Below are 18771 nucleotides of genomic sequence, written 5' to 3' on the forward strand. Positions count from 1 at the left end.
ATTACCTCCTTCCTATGTATTTTTTGCTTGACGTGCTGCTTTGATTTTATTTGCCTGTGTTATAAACTCAAGCTGGTCTTGCTGCCATTCTTGAACTTGTTCGACCGGCTTAGGAGTAGGACTACTATCTTTTAAGAATGGATAAGCCTCTTCAAGCTTAGGCATCTTAGATGGATCGTTAAGTGCAAAGGCCATCATCTCTGACTGCTTATGATCCATAAGTGCTCGTGTCCGCATATCTAACATGTGATTGCGATTGTTAGCAATAATTTGAACCATTAACTCGTTAAAGTTAAGCTCCCAATAGTGATCTGAATCAATTCCAGATTGAACGGCCATCGGATAAATGGCAGTCAACAATTCGGACACAGTATTGTAACTGTCTTCTACAGCTTGCTGTCCGTGTTCGCTGGTTCGCTGTCTAGTGTTGGTTCCGATTCCGTAGTTGTCTTCGAAGCCGAATCCGTCTTGCCGAAAAAACCAGATTCTTGGAATAAGTCGGTTAAGACAGAGAACAAATCCATTGGGACGTTGCCAGCTTCATAGTATTTGTCAAAAGCTTTGATGATTTTATCGTCAGTAATACCATGAGTTTGATTAGCCCCTTGTAATACAATTAACATTTCATTCAAAGGTGGTAACTTCATCCCGCCATCCGCACTCATAAACAGTGACATCATCGACTTACCCAAACGTTTTTCAATATTCAAAACACTGCTACCTGTTAGCTTTAAGTCAAGCTGTAGCCCACCAAATTCAAATTTATCAGTTGCTTTTTTTACAGTCATTATAATTCCTCCATTATTTTAAGTGATCGTCTCATATCCGCCGTTAAGCTTACTCGTCTCTTACATCATTACTTAATCAGATTATCGCTTAAGCACCAGCTGAAACAGCCTCAGCTGCAGTAAAGTTGGGACCATCAGATAAGATGATTGACACGGTATACTCCAACGCACCATTAACTGCTAAGTTCCCAATCTTGACAGTATAAGAACCAACAAATGTAGCTGTCATCCCATCAGGATAAGTAACCTTCCAGTGATATTGTTTGTTGTCCCCATTGTGTTCTAATACAGTTGCAAAGTTTGAACCCTTGTAAACAAAGGTGAATGCTAACGTCGCTGTATTTTCAATTCCAGGGATGCTCTTCTTTTTGTCATCAGACAAGTCAGTAACATCAATATTTTCTGGGTCAGCTCCCATATCAGGAACGGTCTTAACACCGCCCAATACGTCAAACTTAGTGCCATCCGTAGACATCTCCAATTTGGTACCAGTAGCGGCTAATCCAGCACTTGCATCAGCAGCAAAGCGTTGTAAATCAAATACTAGTTTCGTTTTTTTCAATTTAAATCATCCTTTCATTTTTGAAAAACTCTTTGTTCTTCGTTATCAATAATCCCAGTAAGTCTAATGACACACCGGACCATTCCAGCTAAGTTACTATCACCAACTTCATTAGAAAAGCCCATATCACTAAAACGTGATATGAGCTCATCAGCAATGTTGGTTAACTTGCCCTCATCAGTGAACAAATCAATCGTAATCGTCCATTCAGTCTGTAATTCGTGCATATTGCCATCACGAAAATAAGCCTTATGACTAGTGTAGTAGACCGCGCTTGGATATTGCGCAAAGCTATTTGGATAAGATGTCGTGATTTGCTTGATAGCTGGGATTGAAGTCAACGTTTTGTAGACTAGCGATTTCACATTATAAATCGTCATTATCAGTCCCCCAACTCACTTTTAATGGCTGCCTTGACCTTGTCCTTCATAATCTTAGGTGCCTCATCTTTAACATTGTTGATAGCAGGCGTTAAAAACTGCCGAGCCGGTTGCCCGTTTGTCCGATAGAACACCTTACCGTTAATTTTAATTTTGGGCATGCCATAAATCTCATTAAGATCAATGTCAACGGCATCGGCTGGAATAAACCAAGGCGTTTGCCGATAAGTTGGTTCCATACCGTCTGGCAAATCCTTTGGTGACATCTCACCAACACGGCCAGTCCCAAGTTCCCGGTATAAAGCAACGGGGTCATCTGACCAGACCCGACCGACACACTTACCATCACGATCAACAACTTCATACTTAAGGCTTCCGGCCAGCTCGCCATTGCCATGCTTTACACTTGATTGCAGTTCTTGAACGGCATATCCTTGGACCTTCTCAACAATATCAAAATTGCCATCCCAAATAGCATCATGTGCGACCTTAGGTAGCTTAGTTAGCTTGGCCTTTAGGCTGTCATAGCCTTTCCATTCAACGTCAGCCATTAGCGACACTTCCCTTATTACGCTTTTCAAGCATGATGTTTTTGTGAGTGCTAAAAGTCTGAATCGAATTAATTAGATAGTCTGGATTATCACCCTTATCTACATTTAGACAAAGACCCCAATTTTCTTGTTTACCCTCAGTAATCGAATTTCCTTGGTACTTACAAGACTTGATATACTTAAGGTCTTTACCCCAGATTTGAGCATTAACTGCTCCGCCGGCACTTTGAACATTCATCTTTAACTCGACTGGGACACTCCAACCGCCTGTAATTACATTGCCCTCATCATCAACACTCTTTTGAGGAGCCCGTAAATAAACTGTCTTTAAGTCAGCCGATTTAAGTCTCATTAGAAGCGCCTCGTCTTAGCTACCCGATAAGGTGCTAATGCTACTCGAATATTACTGGGAATGCCCGTCTCAAACGTTTGCGACACGCCACCCTCTGAACGCGACACTTCACCCTCAGTCCCTTGCCCGTTATACATAACTATCGCTAACTTTTTAGCCTGAATCAAAATAGGGTTGGTAAGTTTTGATTGCGTGTAATCCAAACACATCTGAATTGCATCATCAAACATATCCGAAACTTTTAATGCCTCACCTGAGTCAGCCGTGATATCAAGTCGTGTATACAACTTGGCTAGCTGTCCCACCTTATCAGGTGGGCTTAGTTTAGCCATACTGTCACCCTCTATTCTTCATCCGTTTCGCTCTGATCATCATCCACCAGTTGGTCATCTTTTTTGGTATCGAGGCAGATAAAAAGACCATCGTTAAATGCGTCTTGCGCAATGTTAAGCTCCTCGTTCTTCAAATATCGCTTATTCTTATAGCGAACCGGAAAATCTTTAACTCGTACCCGCATTTAAATCACCTCTATGCTAAAACTTTTGCTTGGAAAACTTCGTCAACTGCAGCAAAGGCTGGTAAGGCTACCGCTGATGCCTTTTCCCAAGTACCAATTGGGTCGTGTGATTCCGTATAAATCATATCGTAGACATTCCCAACAGAACTAATTTGTGCCGAACCATTAAATTGTGCTAATTCTTCTGGGGTTGGACCATAAACTTTGTTCCCCAATGGATCGTCATTCATTAGGACAATCCGGTCTTCTGGGAAGTAACGACTTGATTTACCTGCAGCATCCTTATACTTCTGATCATAAGTTCGAATGATTGGTAGGCCTTGCGCTTGCATGAAAGCATCGAAGTCAGCTTGACCCAAAGCTCGGGTTGAAGTACCAAATACGGCTTGTAGTAGCTTAGCATTAGTCGTAATTTGACGGTAAACCTTGCGACTAGTCAATGCTCTGGTCGGCGTGATATCTAGCGTGTCACACCAGCGGTAAATGTCATTTAGCACATCGGCTTCTGACCCATCCCAAGTTTTGCTGCCAGTCAACGCCTCTTTGTGAGCTTCTGGAACACCATAGTCAAGTGTTACACTCAACTTGCCATTTTCATCTGCTAAGACAGTCTTACCATCTGATAAAACGTCCATTGCCATTTTCTCAACACGAGCAAAGATACCTTGGTTAAGCACATCAAAGTCATCGAAGACGTGGTTCTTTAAATAGGCTGCTTCGGCTGGTGTCCGTGGATTAAGTAAGGCATATAAATCTTGTTCTTTAATCTGCATCTTCCGCTTAATTAGAGCTAGTTCAATTGCTTTACTTGCCGCTGAGCGGTTTCCAATTTCAGCTTCGGAATCAAACGCTGAAACAGATGCAATAACTGGTACTCGATTTTGACAATCTAAAACATCAATCGTCAAAGAATTCACCTTAGTAGCTGGAAATAATTCGTCTCCGGTCATTGCTGGATATTGACGATCCAACGAAAAATCAATTAAATCATGTTGTGAAAATAAATCTGCAATTTTTGTCATGAGTTCCTCCTTTTAATTAAGCTTCAACGCCAGCAGTAGCTGGAGTATCAACAAAAGTAATCTTAGTCAACGCAGCTACCGCAGTAGCTTCTGGTTCAGCCGGTAGCTTACTATCGTGTAAATAGCCTTCTACAATAACGCCAACTGGTTGAGCACCATAGGTAACATCCACTTCATCAATCGTTACCCCCTCGGCTTTAGCATCATTGGTTGGATAAATTGCTCCTGCTGGGATAATCTTGTGCCCTCGCGAATCAGTCTTTACCGCATAGCTTGTATCGTCCACTTGTCGTGGGAATGACACAAACTTTTCTGACGCAAGAAAATTAATTTCTGAAACTTCGTCTGTTTTGCTTACATAGGCCATAATCTAATTCCTCCTTATTTTGTCGTCCATAAACTGGACGAACTACCTTGTTGTGAACCATTCAATTGTTCAGCTACTGTGGCTCCTTCTGACTTTTTAGCATCACTAGTGCCAGTAGGCGGGGTTGTCGCCGAGGCCGTGATTCGCTTGTCAATTGCCTTTTGCAAGTTATCCTTAAATACCTCTTTGATAGCTTTATAGGCTTCTCCAAGCCCATCATCAGCAGCAAGCGTGCTTTCACCAAACATAGCAATAAGACCAGTAGGCAAGCCATCAGCTCCAAGCTGTTCAGTCATCTTAGCCCGGTTTTCAATAATCTTGCCGTGACGTTCTGCTTCGGCTAGCTTAGTCTGCAAATTATCACGATCATACTGCGCTTTTTCAAGGTCTGACATTTTGTCATAGTCCTTTTTCTGTTCAGCTGCGCTGGCTTGCTTTTCGTCATGTGTCTTAATGGCTGTCTGGATTAGCTTGTCAACACTTGACTGCCATTCTTTCTCGTTGGCAAACGATTTAAATGGTGCGGCTGGTTTACCATCCTCATCGTTGCCGCCCTTGCTATCATTTTGACCAGCATTGTCATTATCGGCCGCAGCATCAGCAGCGTTGTCGCCATCACCACCGGCTCCATCGCCACCTTCGGCAAACATTTGTAAATTCATCTTTATTTTCAGTAGCTTCTTCATAATTAAGTTCCTCCTGCCCACGCATTCCTGATAAATCAGCCCACAAAAAAAGCACCCCATGCATTGCCCGAAGGCCCCACAAATTGTGCTAAATTGATCGTGGCATCCTTATCAGACCCACGCATGCTATTTAGTTTGAGTAGTTTAGAGACTTACTCAGGTCAAATTAAAAGCCCCTGATCTACGTTGATTGATCAAGAGCTTACTCTGCATGATATGTGATTTCTTTTATATCTTTCAATTGGATTGAAATAGTATCCCAGTCACTCGGATTAGTCCCGACGTCTGCCAAAAAGTGCGAACTATCAAACACTTCTACAATGGCCGCCTCACGTCCATCCATTAACGTAACATTATCAAACTCATGAATTTTCATGTTTGACCTCCTTAATAAGTGCCGTAGTCATTCTTGTTTCACCGTGTTCATTAATCCAAGTTACTCGCAAGTTGATCGGACGATTATGCTTATTATAAATAATCATGTCCTGTTGATATAACTCACCATGCCCGTTATAGCCCTTGTCTACTGCTGGGTATTTTCCTACATTGTCCGTAATAAGGTTCTGCAAACTAGAGTAGTTTGTTTTATCAAAGCCTAGTTCCTTAGTAATCAACTTACCCTTTTCATATCCGCGTTTATTTTCCAGATTAAACAAGTACTTTTCAAACTTAGCATTAGGTAAATTCAAATTATCCTGATTAGGTAATGATAACTTGGGATTATTTTTAAGACGATGCTGACGTAAGTAATCAACATGTAAGTTACGCCAATCTCTATCATCATTATACTTCATCTCTTGGAAATTATCGAAGGCTGGCATGTGTTCATCACTAATAAACTCGGACATCTTACCATACAAATCTTTATCCGAACGATAATTAGCAGCTCTTTGCTTAAACACACTAACCCCATGATCACCATGCTTCATCACTAAAGCTTTTTCCCAGTCAGTGTATGTAGCATCAGGCTTTAATTTAATTAGCTTACCATCAATTGGATCGTTAGCAGTTCGCTTTAACTTATACCGACTGTTTGGCAAGTAAATAACAGCAATGGTCCGGCAGTTAGGGTGAAATGGCGGGAAAGTTACTCCCATCACCGCCCGGCTAACGTCTAATATTTCACCATCGATATCGCGACAAAATCTAGAAGTTCGCATATCTAAAACGGCTATCAACTTATACTGCTTAACGCCGCGTTGCTTCCAACTATCCAAATTAGTCTTGTTGTGAAAGTAGTTAGCTTCAGTACGAATCAATGTTTTGGCTTGAGCTATACTAGCACCAAATTCATCTGCTAGTGCTTTAGCCATGTCACGTTGACGCATACCGCTCATCTGTTGAGCTGTAAACAACTCACTTACTCGTTCAGCTAACTTGTCAGTATTGCGCCAGATTCGCTGTGAAAAGTTGCGGCCGTACCACGGTGTATCAAGTGCAGCCCTTACATACTTACCGGATAGCTCTTTAAATCCATTAATTGCCGGATCAGGTTGCACATCGACTGTAGTAATCTCTTTGCCTGTTTTGGAATCCGCAATAATATGCTTCTCCGGCTTACGGGACCCATTAGGCTGCTTAGACACCTCAACATCTTTATGAAAGTTATTAAGCAAGCCATCCGCATTGACTTGGTCAAACGCATCCTGAATAACTTTGGTATAAAGGTCCGTGGACTTATCCAGTTCGATACTAGCAGCTTGTTTAGCGGCAATGTAACTCTTAGCCTTCAGTTCTTCTAGTCGTGTGATACGTCCTTTGGCAGCCATTGAAGACAGATATTTGTTAACTTGCTTTTTGGACTCCTTGTCACTCACATTATCAGCCAACGCACGTAACGTGACTAATTCAGTTGGGCTAACTACTGTGTTTAATATCTGTTCGGCCTCAGCCTCCGTATAATCGCCATCAGTAAAGTAACGTCGGTAAATCTGGTTGACCTCACCAGTCAGATAGTTCTGAGCACGGATATATGCCCGTGTAATTGTCGGAATGACATCGTTAGCCGCATCATGTGCATGCTGCTCGTTGTAAATTGCTCGGAGTTGCCAATAATTAAGCTTGCGCTCTTTCACCATGCATTACACCCCCGTTAAAGGAATATATACAAGCAAAATAAAATGAATACGACCGGTACCCATCCGAGGTTAGCCAACCCCAGCAGCTTTAATATCACGATTGCAAAGACACCAAGTGTTTTCATAGCCTTATTTAGCTTCACTTTAAACATTAATAATCACCTGCAAATTTTCAGGATGTTGGTCGCTGACCTGCTGTAGTCCATGTAATAATGCATTACATAACACAGCATTCTTCTGGCTAGGGACAATCAGGCCAACAAAAAGGCCACCATCATCGCTGACAGTAGCTTCGGTTAACTCGTTAGTAATTACAGTGCTCATTACTGAAACGGCCGCACAAACAATATCATAGCCCTTTAAGGCGTGCATTGCGTGTCCCGTTATCTGGTAGCTCACTATCTGGTTTTGTTTGTACTGAAACTTTGCCTTGATCATCACTAGTCACCTCTTGACTGTCAGTTTGTGGGTCACCACCTAAAGCTGCCTGCTGTAATTTCATTGATTTATCTTTTTCCTGATCTAACATTTTTATCAGTTCTGCTGGGTTATTTGTACCAGGCAACCAACCTAATGCAATTTGTTGTGGGATAATGCCATCTGCATTTTTGATGTTGCCAATAATATCAGCCATGTTAACCGGGATATTCGGGACAATTTGAATCGTTGCGCCAGCAGCGTCAGCCCTTGATTTATCTACTGGGTTTTTCAAAGCTAGGAAGTTCTGAATCAGTTGCAACCGGCGACGAATCCCACGCGTTAAATAACGTTGCTTAGTCGCTAGCAGTTGTAGTAAACCGAATAGCTTATATTTCATAGCCTCACCACTAATATTGCCAGCAAAGTTTTCATCATTCATGTTCGGGACGTAGGAAGTTTGATGGATATCGTCCTTGATAGACTTAACTAAGACCTGTAGTTCGGTTTCATCAAAGCTCTTAGTCAGCCACTCAACACTAACTCCATCTTCACCTTTACCGGGAGCCTCTAAGACACCATCCTTTAAATGACTGTCATCACCAAGGCTGAATCCGTATAGCACTAATAAGGCATCAACAAAGTTACGTTTGTCCGTGAGCCGGTCACTTTGCAGTTCATTATATGCATCGATTAAGCTAATCGTTTGTTCAAAATCACCCTGTTTTTCCTCATTATTCCTATAGCCAATCAGTGGGATGCCCTTAAAGTAATGCGGCTTAATATTCATACTAGTAACGTTAGTCGCTGATAGATGATAGCCTGTCTTGGTTCGATACTGAATAACCTTCGTTGCAGTATAGATAGTAATCAAATAGCCGTTTGAACTGCCACGCAGATCCTTTTTCTCAACGTAATAAATTCCGAACAACGGGTTCTTATCCAAAGTATCATCAGTGACTAAAACACAGCCGCGGGGGTCAATCTTCTCAATCGCTAGTTCAGTTGTCTCATCAGTGGTCTGTTTTAAATATAACAACTCATAGGCACAACCGAATACGCTTAAATCCTTTTCGAGCTCTGTATTGTGGGCATCCACATCCATTTGGTCTTGAACGTCGCTAATTGCAGTGATGTCTTTACCTTGCGCTGCTGAGATACTAATCGGGTTACCTGTCGTAAATCCTGTAATCATGTCAGTAATATACTTAGCATGATTGGTCATAATTTTTTCATTAGCTTGGTCAAGGCCACTAGAATTAAGAGTTCGGTAAAAAATATCCTGCTTACCCTCATAATAATGCTCAAGATTGTCATATCGCTTAACTCGTCGTCGTTGCTGGTCAATCGCATAGTTAATGACGTCAAAGCTTGGATCAGCGATATCTCCGACCAAATCACTATCAATCGCAATGTTTGAGCCGCGCTTCTCACTCGATTTAAAATTCATATTTATATCACCTATCCTCTCAACCAAGATGGCTTCTTGGTAATCCTACCAGTCCGGTTCTTATAGATAACCATAAAGACAAAGTATCTCATCGCATCCATCGCATGATCGTGCTGCTTGACGACTTTGTCTTCGCCACGCTGTGCAGCTTTGTCATCCCAGACATAGCTAGCAAACTCTTTAAAAAGGTTTGATAATCCCGGTGCAAACATAATTTTGCCGAGATTCATCGCCGATTGAGTTGCTCGAATACCATCAAGAACATCGTTATCAGCCTTAATGACCCGATAGCCACGTTGCCTAAGTTTTGTGATAAAGGATGCCGCTGATGGGTCCACAATGATTGGTGCTTTAATATCTCCTAAGAACTTGTCTAAGTCCTTGGCATACTCATCATCCGTCTTCTGGCGACTACTATGCCGACCATCGTAGTAATATTCTTTTAGGCAATACCACGTCTTGTTAATAAGCCCCCACAGTAGGAATGCTGTTGGGTTCTTAGTGCCATAGTCACAGGACACGTAGTACTTAGTTGGAGCCTCGTCTGGCTCTTGAATCATCATTTGCTGGTCAAAGTTGTCATAGACAATCCCGTCGCTAAGGACCCATAGCCCTAAGATGTAACGCTGATAGAAGACACCTGAATACATTCGCTCATAACGTTCAAGCACTTCTCTACCGTTAATCGGATTATCAGCCATCGTAAAGTGAATGTGCAGTGCTTTTTTATTGTCTAAGTCGTCTATCCAATCTGTCTTAAACCAATGGTAGGGGCCTGCCGGATTACAGTTAAACCAGTACTTTGAACCGGAAATATTGCAACGAGCTAACGCTTGGTTAACAAATGATTGTGGCATCAAAGCTACTTCATCAAAAAAGAATCCCGCCGCTGTAAAACCTTGAACAAGGTCTTGGCTAGATTCATCTTTACCACCAAATAAATAATAATCATTGCTAGCCACTCCATACACTACGGTTAAACGATTCTCAGTTCGATGGTCCGTGACGTGATAGCCACGACCCTCTAACATCTGAATCAGGGTACTCACAACGTTGCGCCGTAGTGAACCGATAGTTTTGCCAGCCATGCCGAAGTTTCGACCATGAAACCGGCTCATTGACCACATCACATAAGACAGCGACATAATCAGTGTCTTGCCGGCACGCACGGAGCCGTCACAAATAATTGCTTCATCGTCCATTGAATCCGGATTTAGCCACCAACTAAGGACTTCGAACTGTTTGGTAGATAAAGGGGCAAACTCAAACTGATGTGCCTTAATCATTAGTCAGTGCCTCCTTTGTCATTGTTCAACTCAAGCCCAGCCTTTAAAGCCTCAATCAATGTGTCACTAGAAGCCTCATGAACTTCATCAGGCAGCCGGTCAATCAACTCTTTCATAGCTTTCTGTTTATCGTAAAGCTTAACGACCAATCCATCTTTACCTCGATGAATATCTTGTATTAGTGACCAATCAATCTGATCACTTGGCTTTAAGTAAATATCAGCAACGTGTTTTTTAATCGGTTCACCGTCTACGTCTTCATATGCAATCCCTTTAGCATCTTCGACATATTCCTCATGCACCTCGTAGTCCAATACATCACCAAGACTGGCAAACGCTTGTTTAGCGTATTCATGGGTGATGTTTTCGCTTGTTACAAGCAACTCAGCTTGCTGCTGTTTTTTTAGCACAGCAAGCTGTCGCTTTACTCCAACATTTCCCAACATTCTTGGACCGGCTCGAAGTGCACTATCGTAGTTAGTGTCATAAACTTTCATATACGCCCACGTTGCATTAAATCGTTGTAAATAAAAGAGGCAAAACAGTTTTTGCTTATCTGTAAGCTCACTGTTTGCCTCTAGTTCATCGATTATTTTAGGTGCAACCTTGGGTGCACTACTTTTAGCTTTTGTGTGCACACCTTTTGACTTAACAGGTACATCCTTTTTGCGGCTAACACGTTGCCAGCCATAGCGGCCTTTCCACGACTTAACTGTATTCAAGCTAACATCATACTTGGTAGCGATGTCCTTGTACTTCATACCAGACATGTAATTCTGCTCGGCCTGTTCATACTTTTCTGTCATTACATATCACCACACCTCCAACTAAAATCCAATAAACGTACAATTTATCAATTAAGCATACTAATTACTAATCCGATTGTAGACAATACCGCACTTATAAACGCAATAACAATGGGCAGCAACTTCCATTTATCATCCTTACTTTGCTTGAGAAATTTTTGCCAAATATATTTTTCAAATACCAGCGGTAATGTCACTACAAATCCACAGTAACCAAAATACATGAATGCCATTAATCCGATTCTTTCAATGTCATCGGCGGTAGTCGAGTACATTAAATTAGTAACCGGTATCACCACTGTACAAACTAAGAAGATAAATCCAGCGGCGTCTTTAACTTTTGACCACTTATCATGATTGACGCTTAAAATAATGCCCAGTGCAACTATCAGTATCATCACGTTTAAGGCATATTTGGATGTCTGAATTCCCTCATCAAAATCTTTGAGCATCATCAAATTTAAATCTGTCAAAATAAGAGCTAACATAAAACAATTTGTGGCTTTTCTCTTTGAAAACAACCTATCTCCCCCAAACTAATACAACTATACAAAAACTCCCGCCAATAAGCGAGAGCCAGTTTGAATGATATTTATATTAAAACGCATTTACATACTTACTATATAAGCAATAACTTTCAGTTTAAAACCCAGACAGAACTCATTAATACAATCTAATTATCATCTTTTTCATCATTCAAGCGCTGATAGCGATCTTTAGTGCTTTTATCACTTTCACAATGTTGTTGTTTTTTACGACTCTCATCATCTGAGTTGAACATAATGTTCAATAACAAAGTAATGGCACGAAAAGATGTGGCAACAAAGTATCCAACAAGCAAAGTCCAGATGTTTGTAACACTTCCAGCAAGAACACCAGGATAGTAAATTAGACTCTGCATTACCACACTTGTGATTAACACACAAAATGATACAGTTAACGAATCATATAACTGAAATTTTAGAATCCCAGTTAATTGATTTTTTCTAAATGCGCGCATTATATCTGAATCTTTCAAAGTGATTAATACGCCATACATTGCTGTATAAAATCCAATGATTATGGATGAAAACGTTATTGTTGATTCAAGTATCTTGTCAAATCCATGAATAGTATAGTTCAAATCCAACAAGAACTTTATGCTTATGAAAAAAGCTGAGAATAGTAATGGATAGATTAAATTCAGCAAGGTACCTAGTTTGTGAGACCTTTCATCCATCTACAATCACTCCCATCCCGTCAATATGTTAATTTGTCGGTACTATAGTCAAACAGTCTTTTACGACGTTCACCATGTTGCCACCATCTTCTCTGTATTCAGCCAACATAGAAGTCCAAACAGCGTCCTGATCTAACGGTTGTTTCTTTGGAATATTAAATGGGAGTGTGCTCTGAACCTTCCCATGCATTAAATCTATATAAGCGAGTCCGGCATTGTCACCACCAGTTGCCTCAACAGAATTTGTATTAACTTTCTCTCCGTTCCTAAAAGAAACCTCTGCCTTCTTAAATAAGTCCCTACTCTTTTGGATTTCATCAATCATCTCTACCACACCAGACCGTTTAAGAAAAGTATCTGGTTTTCTAGATGCGGTTATTTTCACTTCAATATCTACCCCATCTAGCGGTTTCATAGTATCAAAAATTGCTCCGACCTGTCCCTTAAAGGGATTTGAAAATGAAGCCTTAGAGACCTTATTTGCCGTTTTAAACGCAACTGACTCAAACTTACTAGCGCGTTTTCCTTTACTGAAATTATTTTTTTGAAAGACTGGTACAAGATGTACATACTCTAAATCTTCCTTTTTCTTTCCAGCATTCCACAGCTCACTCACATATGCTTCTAACACTCCTCGAGACAAACTATATATATTTTTTTGAAGCATCAGAACACTGTCTGCAGGATCGAACAATGCTGTAACATCTTCCGCAATATATTCATCTGGCTTTAAATTAACTGGATCAAGCTTGACATCATGAATACTACCGACCGCTGGAGAATTCTTTTCACGTAACTTTGTAAAATGCAATCTCGCTAACGGTAACCTAGTGCTTACTCCCACCATCCCGGAATGATCACATCGTATCTGTTCTCCAAAGAAGTTTAGCGTCACACTAGCTGGTTCTTTTTCATATTTTGGTCTTATCATATCCATCCAACGAGTTAAGTCAAACATTTTTACTTCTGCCTTTTTTGCCTTTGCAGACTTTGTCGCAGAAACCTGCACTTGAAAATAATCAAACTTGACATTTTTTAAATTTGTTTTAGGTTCATTTACCATTTCATTACATCCCCACAATATTATTAGTTATATTCAGTAAACTATAAAAAAGGCAATAGTTCAATAAACTATCACCTTTAACTAATAATATTTGGAACGCTTACATCGTACCAGAACGCACGTTCGCAGTCAATTGATGAGTTCTTTTTTCGTTCATAGATTGCTGACGGACCTCGAACCCATATCCTACTAGGCTTACCAATTAGTCCAGAGCCACAGCAACACCGTACATCTGTAATAATACTTTGGAGGAGTATTAATGCAATTGCGTATCAATTAAGACACTTGGCATACTACCAATTTATCACTATTACAAGTAGAACTAGCCTCAAAATAGTCTCAACTTATATCATATAGTCCAAAACCCTCAGCACATTCCGTAATAAACTGTGTCTTTAATCTGAATGCGGTTGCACGGCTACAATGCAACAAATGATTAACGATCAATCCGTCAATCGTATACCGTTGCCGTTTGCGAAAATATAACTCGCTAACAATAACTTCTGTATCCTCACCCACACCATCTAAACAGTCATCAATCACTTCACGTTGCCGTCTAAGCGCATTGAGGCGTCGGTCCTCGTCAATAGTGATTAATGTACTCAAAGTCTGATTGCTGTACTTGTACTGCGCTCGACCACCGCCTACATTCTCATCGCTAATCCCAGTTGGATAGCGCAACTCTTGCTCACGCTCTTCGATATATTTATTAATTTTGGGATAGTCTCGCAAGATATCTTCTACTTTTCGAATAGTTGATCGCTTCAATTTAATTCACCTCTGTCTGTCCCCACTTGGTATCCGTCTAGCCATGCACGTGCAAATTGATTCGAGTGGTAGGCAATCCAATACCCGGACTTCTCATACTCGGCCGCTACAATAGCTCCTACCAGCGGGTGCTTGCCTTCCTTTTCCCCTTTAATAAATTCAGCCACGTACTTAGGAATCATAGGTAGCTCGGCATATCTCTGCTTGAAGACATCATCAGTGATTGGCCAACATTTACCGTTGTCGTCGGTAGCAATCCAGTCACCAGCATATACGCCTACCCAACCGTTATTTGTTCTAATTTCCCAGTGTTCAGGCCCTGTATAGCCGTATTGAGCATAACGACATATGCCATATTTATCTATCATTCTCTTGCTACCGTCAAATTGCTCGGCTTTGATGGCTGATGTTTTATAATACTTTTTAAACATTTTGTTTCGCCACCTTATATGGCGCATAGTCATGCTTAATCCGTGCCCGTTCTCGTGATTCTGCGCTATGTTCGCGTGCGTGTTGTCGCATCCGCCGAGCTTTTTTTCTGAGTGCTGACTTCTTTGTGTGTTTCCGTTGCTTCGTCATCTAACCCGTCCTCCATAACTAGATAATTTCTATCTACGACCTTAGCCATTCTTCTACGTAACCAAGAATTAGAATGGCCTAAAAGTTGAGCAGTAACGGCCTCACTTATCTCACCGTTAAATCTCCGCTTCATAATCTCAACCTCATAACGTGTTAGCTCAATTTGATTGTCCTCTGGGCCCGCATGAGCCAACTTCTGAATTTTAGCCAGCACATCCGATGGCGCTTCGGTAACCGAATCATACTTACCTTCAGCATCTTGAATCTTAGCCAGCAATAGTTTGTGATCAATTCGTGCCATTGCTAATTGCCTCCACTTATAAATTATGAGCTGTATTTGCACAATTTGAGCAAGGTTGAATGATTACTACCCCCGGCATAATCTCGATATGCGCAATCTTTGTGTCATGACATAATTCGCACGTCATACACTTCGTACCCCTTTCATCTCATCAAACAGCAATTGGTGTTCTTTAACTTTGCTCAATAGCCGATCAACAATCTTTGTATCATACATATTTTCTAGTTGACCACGTGTATTGTTTGTCGTCACGATAGTCGAATGTTTTACTTCGTTACGTTCAAAGTCGCAACGCGCATTGGCAACTTGGTACATCATCGCCTGCAAGTCACGATGAACCGGTCGATAATAGCCATTTTCAGTCGCCTTACCACCCTCGGTACCAAAGTCGTCAAGAATCAACACATCAACTGACTTCATCGCTTGGGTAATCTCGATTAACTTCACTCGTACATCTGGTGCCTCATACTTGTCATTAACAAGACGCAGCAGTTCAGCTGTTGAAACAAACATGACAGTTTGACCAGATTGTCGTAGTTGGTCGGCGATTGCTAATGCAAGTGACGTCTTGCCAACGCCATAAACACCAGATAGTAACACATTGAATTTGGCCGATTTCAATTGTTTGGTTAATACAAATGCTTGATTACCTAGTTTTCTGGCTACTTCGATATTTGACTGCTTTTGCACGTCCCAATCTTTGAATTTAAACTGTAGGTGCACGTTCCCTGACCATACAGACATGGCACGGTAATAACGTTGATAATTAGATTTGACCACTTGCTTGGCTTGTCTTAATGTTGCCTCGTCTAACTGTTCCTTGGTCGGTAATTTACTCATATCGATACCTTTAGCCACTGCAATTGCTTGGACTTTATCTAGATCGAATAATTCTTTAGCTCGTTTCACCAAACCAGTCCTCTCGTGATTTTGGCTCACCATTTTGGGGGTTGTTATTGAGATAACCTTCAAATTTAGAAGCCCTAAACAAGGTTTCTGGTCGTAAATACTGAGTCATATCTTGATTATTAATGGTCTTATTGAGCCAAGCGCTGCATTGATTATCAATTACCTGTTTCATGTCATCGACAGCAAAATTGCCATCCTTATGCCTAGCCATGATAATTTTTTTATTGGACGCTGTATGTCTAAAATGCTTACCAGCTTTGTCATTGAGATAGTTAATTACTGACTTCCAGTCAAATGGTTCGGCTTTAGCCGGACTACGTACTTCTCTTTTATCTTTATCTAGCTCTAATTCTGAATCTAAATCTAGTTCTAGTTCTAACTCTTTCTCTGTGTTACACATCGTTACATCGTTGTTACTTTGTAACGCTAATTGTTTGGCACGCTTACGATAAGCCCTGACACGCTTGGCTGAACCGGTCTCTTTACCAATTAATCCTGCAACAACATCATCGGCAAATTTAAAGGCCATGTCGTCCTGCTCAGCAGAAAATTCAACTAGTCGCTTGCTACGCAGAAATGTTAGTAGAAACTCCACATCAACAGGTTCTTCATCCAAAGTTAACGCGATTTCCTCACTAAACGATTTTCCAATACCCGTGAAATAGATATAGCCACCATCATCTAATGACAACAGAATCATCTTCAAATAAATAACTGTATAGGTCGCACCACCTGACATCTTTCTTAACAACTTGACTACAGGTGTTTTAAAAAAATCCATTTGGAGTTTAATCCAATAATAAGTTTTCTCAGCCATTAGGCTCCTCCTCACTACGGGCCTTCCACCCATCCGGTGTGTTAGTCACTGCTATATTTGCCTTTCAAGCCAATTCGTTTTAAGGTTTCTCTGTCCAATTTTATGCCGTCCACTGGAACATGATACTTGGCACTGAATGCCATTGTCCCAATCTGTTCAATCTCACTATGATGCTTGCGACACAATGCCATTACGTGACGCTTGGTATGGTCAATATGCGTCCGATTCACACCTGAGCCAACAACATCAACATGATGGATATCAGCACGATTACCGCAGATCATGCAAACCCGATGTCGACAACATTCAAACAAGTAATAGTCTTGATCACGAGGCAATAACTCATAACCCTTTTTAAACGGCACACGCCATTCAAACATGAAGTCGATAACTAGGTCGAGTAGCTCATTAACATCACTTACACTCGATTTTGTGGCGTCTGATAGGCTAATTTGCTTACCATCGGTATAAATCTGATACTGCAGGTAAAACATCGCTTTAAGAAAATCTGGTGGCACGATAAATTCATCAACGATGTCATTTAGTAAAGCAAAGAACAGTCGCCGTTGTTGGGGTCTGGCTTTGCGTGTATCGGCTATTTCCCAATCCATATAGAATTGGTCTCGTATGCCACTAACCGTCTCAGCATGTTCTAAATTAGGGCGCTTATCCAATTCTACGAGCAAGTAATATCTGCCGTTGTGTTCAAAATACTTCGACCGAGACCGTTGCACCTAATTCACCTCTCAAAAGGGTAATTCTTGATCTGTTACTTCAATCGAATTGCCTTGATGTGACTCCTGTTTGCTATCTACAAAATCGAACCCATCAACGACTACATCTTGTGTATAGTGAGTTTGACCATCTTTTTCATATTTGCCACTGGCTAGCCGCCCATTAATCACAATTCGACTACCTTTGTGGAAATAATTAGCAAGTGTTTCCGCCCGCTTATCCCACACTTGGCAGCGAATAAAATCGGTCTGATCTTTGCTATAACCACGAACTGCAATCGAAAGTCTAAGTACAGCTTTATTAGATTTTGTGTATTGCAATTCCAAATCATTAGCAATTCGACCGTATAAATTAACTGCATTCATTTAATTCTCACCCTCCAAACTATGTCGCAATTCTTTTGCGGCATTGAAAAATATTACTGCATTCTTGGTATCGTTCAATTCCGTATCCATGTAGCCAGTCTGGCCCATCAGTTCACGATAAATAGCTGCCTGGTCTTGACCATTGATTTTACTAATTAGCTCAATTTGGTGCATAGCCTGATGTAACGGGCCACTATTAGCGTCAATATTTTCACGTGGCTTCACATTATTACGCTGACGCTGATTCTGACTACGTTGAGCGTTTGATTTATGCTGCCGATTACCACTCTGTATGCTGTCTGCTTTAGTTGCACTTCCGTCATCATCTGCCTCTGAACTAACCCCAAATGACGTTCCAAGTGAATATCTTTTCGCATACGTAATGGCACTACCAGCATTCTGTGGTTGCCCACTAGTTGCAAACTTCATCCAAGGTGATCGGTACATCAGTCCATCCTTATGCGTGATAACTGTTCGCACTCTGATGGCATTAACATCAGCCTCAGCCTCTTGATACCAGGCCAACCCGGTCTCTTTTAGGCCGTTATCAATTGATTTAATCAGATCATCTAGTAATACATAATCGTACGACTTACTTCCACCTTTAACGGCATAACCAACATGTCCATTTTTGGCTGGTGCTTTAACCTGTTCCCTGAACTTAGTTAACCCATCGTTGAACGCAGCTTGTAATTCAATTTGTTTTTCAGGTGGTAATACCGACGGTGCCATTTTATTCGTTACATCAGCCAC

The 18771-nt window shown here is 41.1% G+C and carries 28 protein-coding genes; all 28 read right to left on the reverse strand.

What is annotated here, in order from left to right:
- Positions 1 to 12 precede the first annotated feature (12 nt).
- On the reverse strand, positions 13 to 369 hold the full coding sequence (locus C5Z25_RS01530; protein ID WP_234002766.1) for a hypothetical protein: 357 nt from the start codon (positions 367 to 369) through the stop codon (positions 13 to 15).
- 17 nt (positions 370 to 386) lie between these two features.
- The gene (locus tag C5Z25_RS01535) at positions 387 to 788 is read right to left on the reverse strand and encodes a DUF6096 family protein (RefSeq protein WP_105451027.1); all 402 of its coding nucleotides are present in this window, start codon (positions 786 to 788) and stop codon (positions 387 to 389) included.
- A gap of 88 nt (positions 789 to 876) precedes the next feature.
- A complete protein-coding gene (locus tag C5Z25_RS01540) occupies positions 877 to 1350 on the reverse strand; it encodes a phage tail tube protein (RefSeq protein ID WP_105451029.1) in 474 nt (157 codons plus the stop codon).
- Between the two features lie 14 nt (positions 1351 to 1364).
- Positions 1365 to 1730 carry a hypothetical protein gene (locus tag C5Z25_RS01545; RefSeq protein WP_105451031.1) on the reverse strand — a complete coding sequence of 122 codons (366 nt, stop codon included), beginning with the start codon at positions 1728 to 1730 and terminating at the stop codon, positions 1365 to 1367.
- Between the two features lie 2 nt (positions 1731 to 1732).
- On the reverse strand, positions 1733 to 2281 hold the full coding sequence (locus C5Z25_RS01550; protein ID WP_105451033.1) for an HK97-gp10 family putative phage morphogenesis protein: 549 nt from the start codon (positions 2279 to 2281) through the stop codon (positions 1733 to 1735).
- Positions 2274 to 2633 carry a hypothetical protein gene (locus C5Z25_RS01555; RefSeq protein ID WP_105451035.1) on the reverse strand — a complete coding sequence of 120 codons (360 nt, stop codon included), beginning with the start codon at positions 2631 to 2633 and terminating at the stop codon, positions 2274 to 2276. Before C5Z25_RS01555 ends, C5Z25_RS01550 begins: the two co-directional genes overlap by 8 nt.
- A complete protein-coding gene (locus C5Z25_RS01560) occupies positions 2633 to 2965 on the reverse strand; it encodes a phage head-tail connector protein (RefSeq protein ID WP_105451037.1) in 333 nt (110 codons plus the stop codon). The genes C5Z25_RS01555 and C5Z25_RS01560 overlap by 1 nt, the downstream gene beginning before the upstream one ends.
- Positions 2966 to 2976: 11 nt before the next feature.
- Entirely contained in the window at positions 2977 to 3150 is a 174-nt protein-coding gene (locus tag C5Z25_RS01565; RefSeq protein WP_105451038.1) for a conjugal transfer protein, read from the reverse strand.
- Between the two features lie 11 nt (positions 3151 to 3161).
- The gene (locus C5Z25_RS01570; RefSeq protein WP_105451041.1) at positions 3162 to 4172 is read right to left on the reverse strand and encodes a major capsid protein; all 1011 of its coding nucleotides are present in this window, start codon (positions 4170 to 4172) and stop codon (positions 3162 to 3164) included.
- 16 nt (positions 4173 to 4188) lie between these two features.
- Positions 4189 to 4539: a hypothetical protein gene (locus C5Z25_RS01575; RefSeq protein ID WP_105451043.1), complete on the reverse strand. Its 351-nt coding sequence runs from the start codon at positions 4537 to 4539 to the stop codon at positions 4189 to 4191.
- Between the two features lie 14 nt (positions 4540 to 4553).
- Positions 4554 to 5225: a capsid assembly scaffolding protein Gp46 family protein gene (locus C5Z25_RS01580; protein ID WP_105451046.1), complete on the reverse strand. Its 672-nt coding sequence runs from the start codon at positions 5223 to 5225 to the stop codon at positions 4554 to 4556.
- 202 nt (positions 5226 to 5427) lie between these two features.
- Complete coding sequence (locus C5Z25_RS12560) at positions 5428 to 5601, reverse strand: hypothetical protein (RefSeq protein WP_199774924.1); 174 nt, start codon at positions 5599 to 5601, stop codon at positions 5428 to 5430.
- Positions 5588 to 7303 carry a minor capsid protein gene (locus tag C5Z25_RS01585; protein WP_105451049.1) on the reverse strand — a complete coding sequence of 572 codons (1716 nt, stop codon included), beginning with the start codon at positions 7301 to 7303 and terminating at the stop codon, positions 5588 to 5590. Before C5Z25_RS01585 ends, C5Z25_RS12560 begins: the two co-directional genes overlap by 14 nt.
- 144 nt (positions 7304 to 7447) lie before the next feature.
- Positions 7448 to 7741, reverse strand: coding sequence for a ribosomal-processing cysteine protease Prp (locus C5Z25_RS01590; protein ID WP_105451050.1), 294 nt, complete (start codon positions 7739 to 7741; stop codon positions 7448 to 7450).
- Positions 7653 to 9170, reverse strand: a complete 1518-nt coding sequence (locus C5Z25_RS01595; protein WP_105451052.1) for a phage portal protein — start codon at positions 9168 to 9170, stop codon at positions 7653 to 7655. Before C5Z25_RS01595 ends, C5Z25_RS01590 begins: the two co-directional genes overlap by 89 nt.
- Before the next feature lie 11 nt (positions 9171 to 9181).
- On the reverse strand, positions 9182 to 10456 hold the full coding sequence (locus tag C5Z25_RS01600) for a PBSX family phage terminase large subunit (protein ID WP_105451054.1): 1275 nt from the start codon (positions 10454 to 10456) through the stop codon (positions 9182 to 9184).
- The gene (locus C5Z25_RS01605; RefSeq protein WP_105451055.1) at positions 10456 to 11262 is read right to left on the reverse strand and encodes a terminase small subunit; all 807 of its coding nucleotides are present in this window, start codon (positions 11260 to 11262) and stop codon (positions 10456 to 10458) included. The genes C5Z25_RS01600 and C5Z25_RS01605 overlap by 1 nt, the downstream gene beginning before the upstream one ends.
- A gap of 47 nt (positions 11263 to 11309) precedes the next feature.
- Positions 11310 to 11783: a hypothetical protein gene (locus tag C5Z25_RS01610; protein WP_105451056.1), complete on the reverse strand. Its 474-nt coding sequence runs from the start codon at positions 11781 to 11783 to the stop codon at positions 11310 to 11312.
- Positions 11784 to 11935: 152 nt separating this feature from the next.
- Positions 11936 to 12481 carry a hypothetical protein gene (locus tag C5Z25_RS01615; RefSeq protein ID WP_105451057.1) on the reverse strand — a complete coding sequence of 182 codons (546 nt, stop codon included), beginning with the start codon at positions 12479 to 12481 and terminating at the stop codon, positions 11936 to 11938.
- Positions 12482 to 12509: 28 nt separating this feature from the next.
- On the reverse strand, positions 12510 to 13544 hold the full coding sequence (locus C5Z25_RS01620; protein ID WP_105451058.1) for a DUF6731 family protein: 1035 nt from the start codon (positions 13542 to 13544) through the stop codon (positions 12510 to 12512).
- 339 nt (positions 13545 to 13883) lie between these two features.
- Entirely contained in the window at positions 13884 to 14312 is a 429-nt protein-coding gene (locus C5Z25_RS01625) for a DUF722 domain-containing protein (RefSeq protein ID WP_105451059.1), read from the reverse strand.
- The gene (locus C5Z25_RS01630; protein WP_105451060.1) at positions 14309 to 14743 is read right to left on the reverse strand and encodes a DUF1642 domain-containing protein; all 435 of its coding nucleotides are present in this window, start codon (positions 14741 to 14743) and stop codon (positions 14309 to 14311) included. Before C5Z25_RS01630 ends, C5Z25_RS01625 begins: the two co-directional genes overlap by 4 nt.
- Before the next feature lie 65 nt (positions 14744 to 14808).
- Positions 14809 to 15192 (reverse strand): hypothetical protein, encoded by a 384-nt coding sequence (locus tag C5Z25_RS01635; RefSeq protein WP_105451061.1) that lies wholly within the window; start codon positions 15190 to 15192, stop codon positions 14809 to 14811.
- Positions 15193 to 15315: 123 nt separating this feature from the next.
- Complete coding sequence (locus C5Z25_RS01640) at positions 15316 to 16101, reverse strand: ATP-binding protein (RefSeq protein ID WP_105451062.1); 786 nt, start codon at positions 16099 to 16101, stop codon at positions 15316 to 15318.
- Positions 16088 to 16918, reverse strand: coding sequence for a phage replisome organizer N-terminal domain-containing protein (locus tag C5Z25_RS01645; protein WP_105451063.1), 831 nt, complete (start codon positions 16916 to 16918; stop codon positions 16088 to 16090). Before C5Z25_RS01645 ends, C5Z25_RS01640 begins: the two co-directional genes overlap by 14 nt.
- 41 nt (positions 16919 to 16959) lie before the next feature.
- Positions 16960 to 17652: a putative HNHc nuclease gene (locus C5Z25_RS01650; protein ID WP_105451064.1), complete on the reverse strand. Its 693-nt coding sequence runs from the start codon at positions 17650 to 17652 to the stop codon at positions 16960 to 16962.
- A 12-nt stretch (positions 17653 to 17664) separates the two neighbouring features.
- Positions 17665 to 18018, reverse strand: a complete 354-nt coding sequence (locus tag C5Z25_RS01655; protein ID WP_105451065.1) for a single-stranded DNA-binding protein — start codon at positions 18016 to 18018, stop codon at positions 17665 to 17667.
- Complete coding sequence (locus tag C5Z25_RS01660; RefSeq protein ID WP_158682883.1) at positions 18019 to 18771, reverse strand: ERF family protein; 753 nt, start codon at positions 18769 to 18771, stop codon at positions 18019 to 18021.

It is taken from the genome of Lactobacillus sp. CBA3605, from assembly GCF_002970915.1.
Lineage (GTDB): Bacteria > Bacillota > Bacilli > Lactobacillales > Lactobacillaceae > Lactiplantibacillus.

Coding starts and splice junctions, on each gene's coding strand:
- C5Z25_RS12560 (WP_199774924.1), bottom strand. CDS start 5,601: ATGAAAATTCATGAGTTTGATAATGTTACGTTAATGGATGGACGTGAG.
- C5Z25_RS01635 (WP_105451061.1), bottom strand. CDS start 15,192: ATGGCACGAATTGATCACAAACTATTGCTGGCTAAGATTCAAGATGCT.
- C5Z25_RS01560 (WP_105451037.1), bottom strand. CDS start 2,965: ATGGCTAAACTAAGCCCACCTGATAAGGTGGGACAGCTAGCCAAGTTG.
- C5Z25_RS01555 (WP_105451035.1), bottom strand. CDS start 2,633: ATGAGACTTAAATCGGCTGACTTAAAGACAGTTTATTTACGGGCTCCT.
- C5Z25_RS01590 (WP_105451050.1), bottom strand. CDS start 7,741: ATGATCAAGGCAAAGTTTCAGTACAAACAAAACCAGATAGTGAGCTAC.
- C5Z25_RS01585 (WP_105451049.1), bottom strand. CDS start 7,303: ATGGTGAAAGAGCGCAAGCTTAATTATTGGCAACTCCGAGCAATTTAC.
- C5Z25_RS01630 (WP_105451060.1), bottom strand. CDS start 14,743: ATGTTTAAAAAGTATTATAAAACATCAGCCATCAAAGCCGAGCAATTT.
- C5Z25_RS01655 (WP_105451065.1), bottom strand. CDS start 18,018: ATGAATGCAGTTAATTTATACGGTCGAATTGCTAATGATTTGGAATTG.
- C5Z25_RS01580 (WP_105451046.1), bottom strand. CDS start 5,225: ATGAAGAAGCTACTGAAAATAAAGATGAATTTACAAATGTTTGCCGAA.
- C5Z25_RS01615 (WP_105451057.1), bottom strand. CDS start 12,481: ATGGATGAAAGGTCTCACAAACTAGGTACCTTGCTGAATTTAATCTAT.
- C5Z25_RS01545 (WP_105451031.1), bottom strand. CDS start 1,730: ATGACGATTTATAATGTGAAATCGCTAGTCTACAAAACGTTGACTTCA.
- C5Z25_RS01565 (WP_105451038.1), bottom strand. CDS start 3,150: ATGCGGGTACGAGTTAAAGATTTTCCGGTTCGCTATAAGAATAAGCGA.
- C5Z25_RS01645 (WP_105451063.1), bottom strand. CDS start 16,918: ATGGCTGAGAAAACTTATTATTGGATTAAACTCCAAATGGATTTTTTT.
- C5Z25_RS01550 (WP_105451033.1), bottom strand. CDS start 2,281: ATGGCTGACGTTGAATGGAAAGGCTATGACAGCCTAAAGGCCAAGCTA.
- C5Z25_RS01575 (WP_105451043.1), bottom strand. CDS start 4,539: ATGGCCTATGTAAGCAAAACAGACGAAGTTTCAGAAATTAATTTTCTT.
- C5Z25_RS01570 (WP_105451041.1), bottom strand. CDS start 4,172: ATGACAAAAATTGCAGATTTATTTTCACAACATGATTTAATTGATTTT.
- C5Z25_RS01535 (WP_105451027.1), bottom strand. CDS start 788: ATGACTGTAAAAAAAGCAACTGATAAATTTGAATTTGGTGGGCTACAG.
- C5Z25_RS01620 (WP_105451058.1), bottom strand. CDS start 13,544: ATGGTAAATGAACCTAAAACAAATTTAAAAAATGTCAAGTTTGATTAT.
- C5Z25_RS01600 (WP_105451054.1), bottom strand. CDS start 10,456: ATGATTAAGGCACATCAGTTTGAGTTTGCCCCTTTATCTACCAAACAG.
- C5Z25_RS01605 (WP_105451055.1), bottom strand. CDS start 11,262: ATGACAGAAAAGTATGAACAGGCCGAGCAGAATTACATGTCTGGTATG.
- C5Z25_RS01595 (WP_105451052.1), bottom strand. CDS start 9,170: ATGAATTTTAAATCGAGTGAGAAGCGCGGCTCAAACATTGCGATTGAT.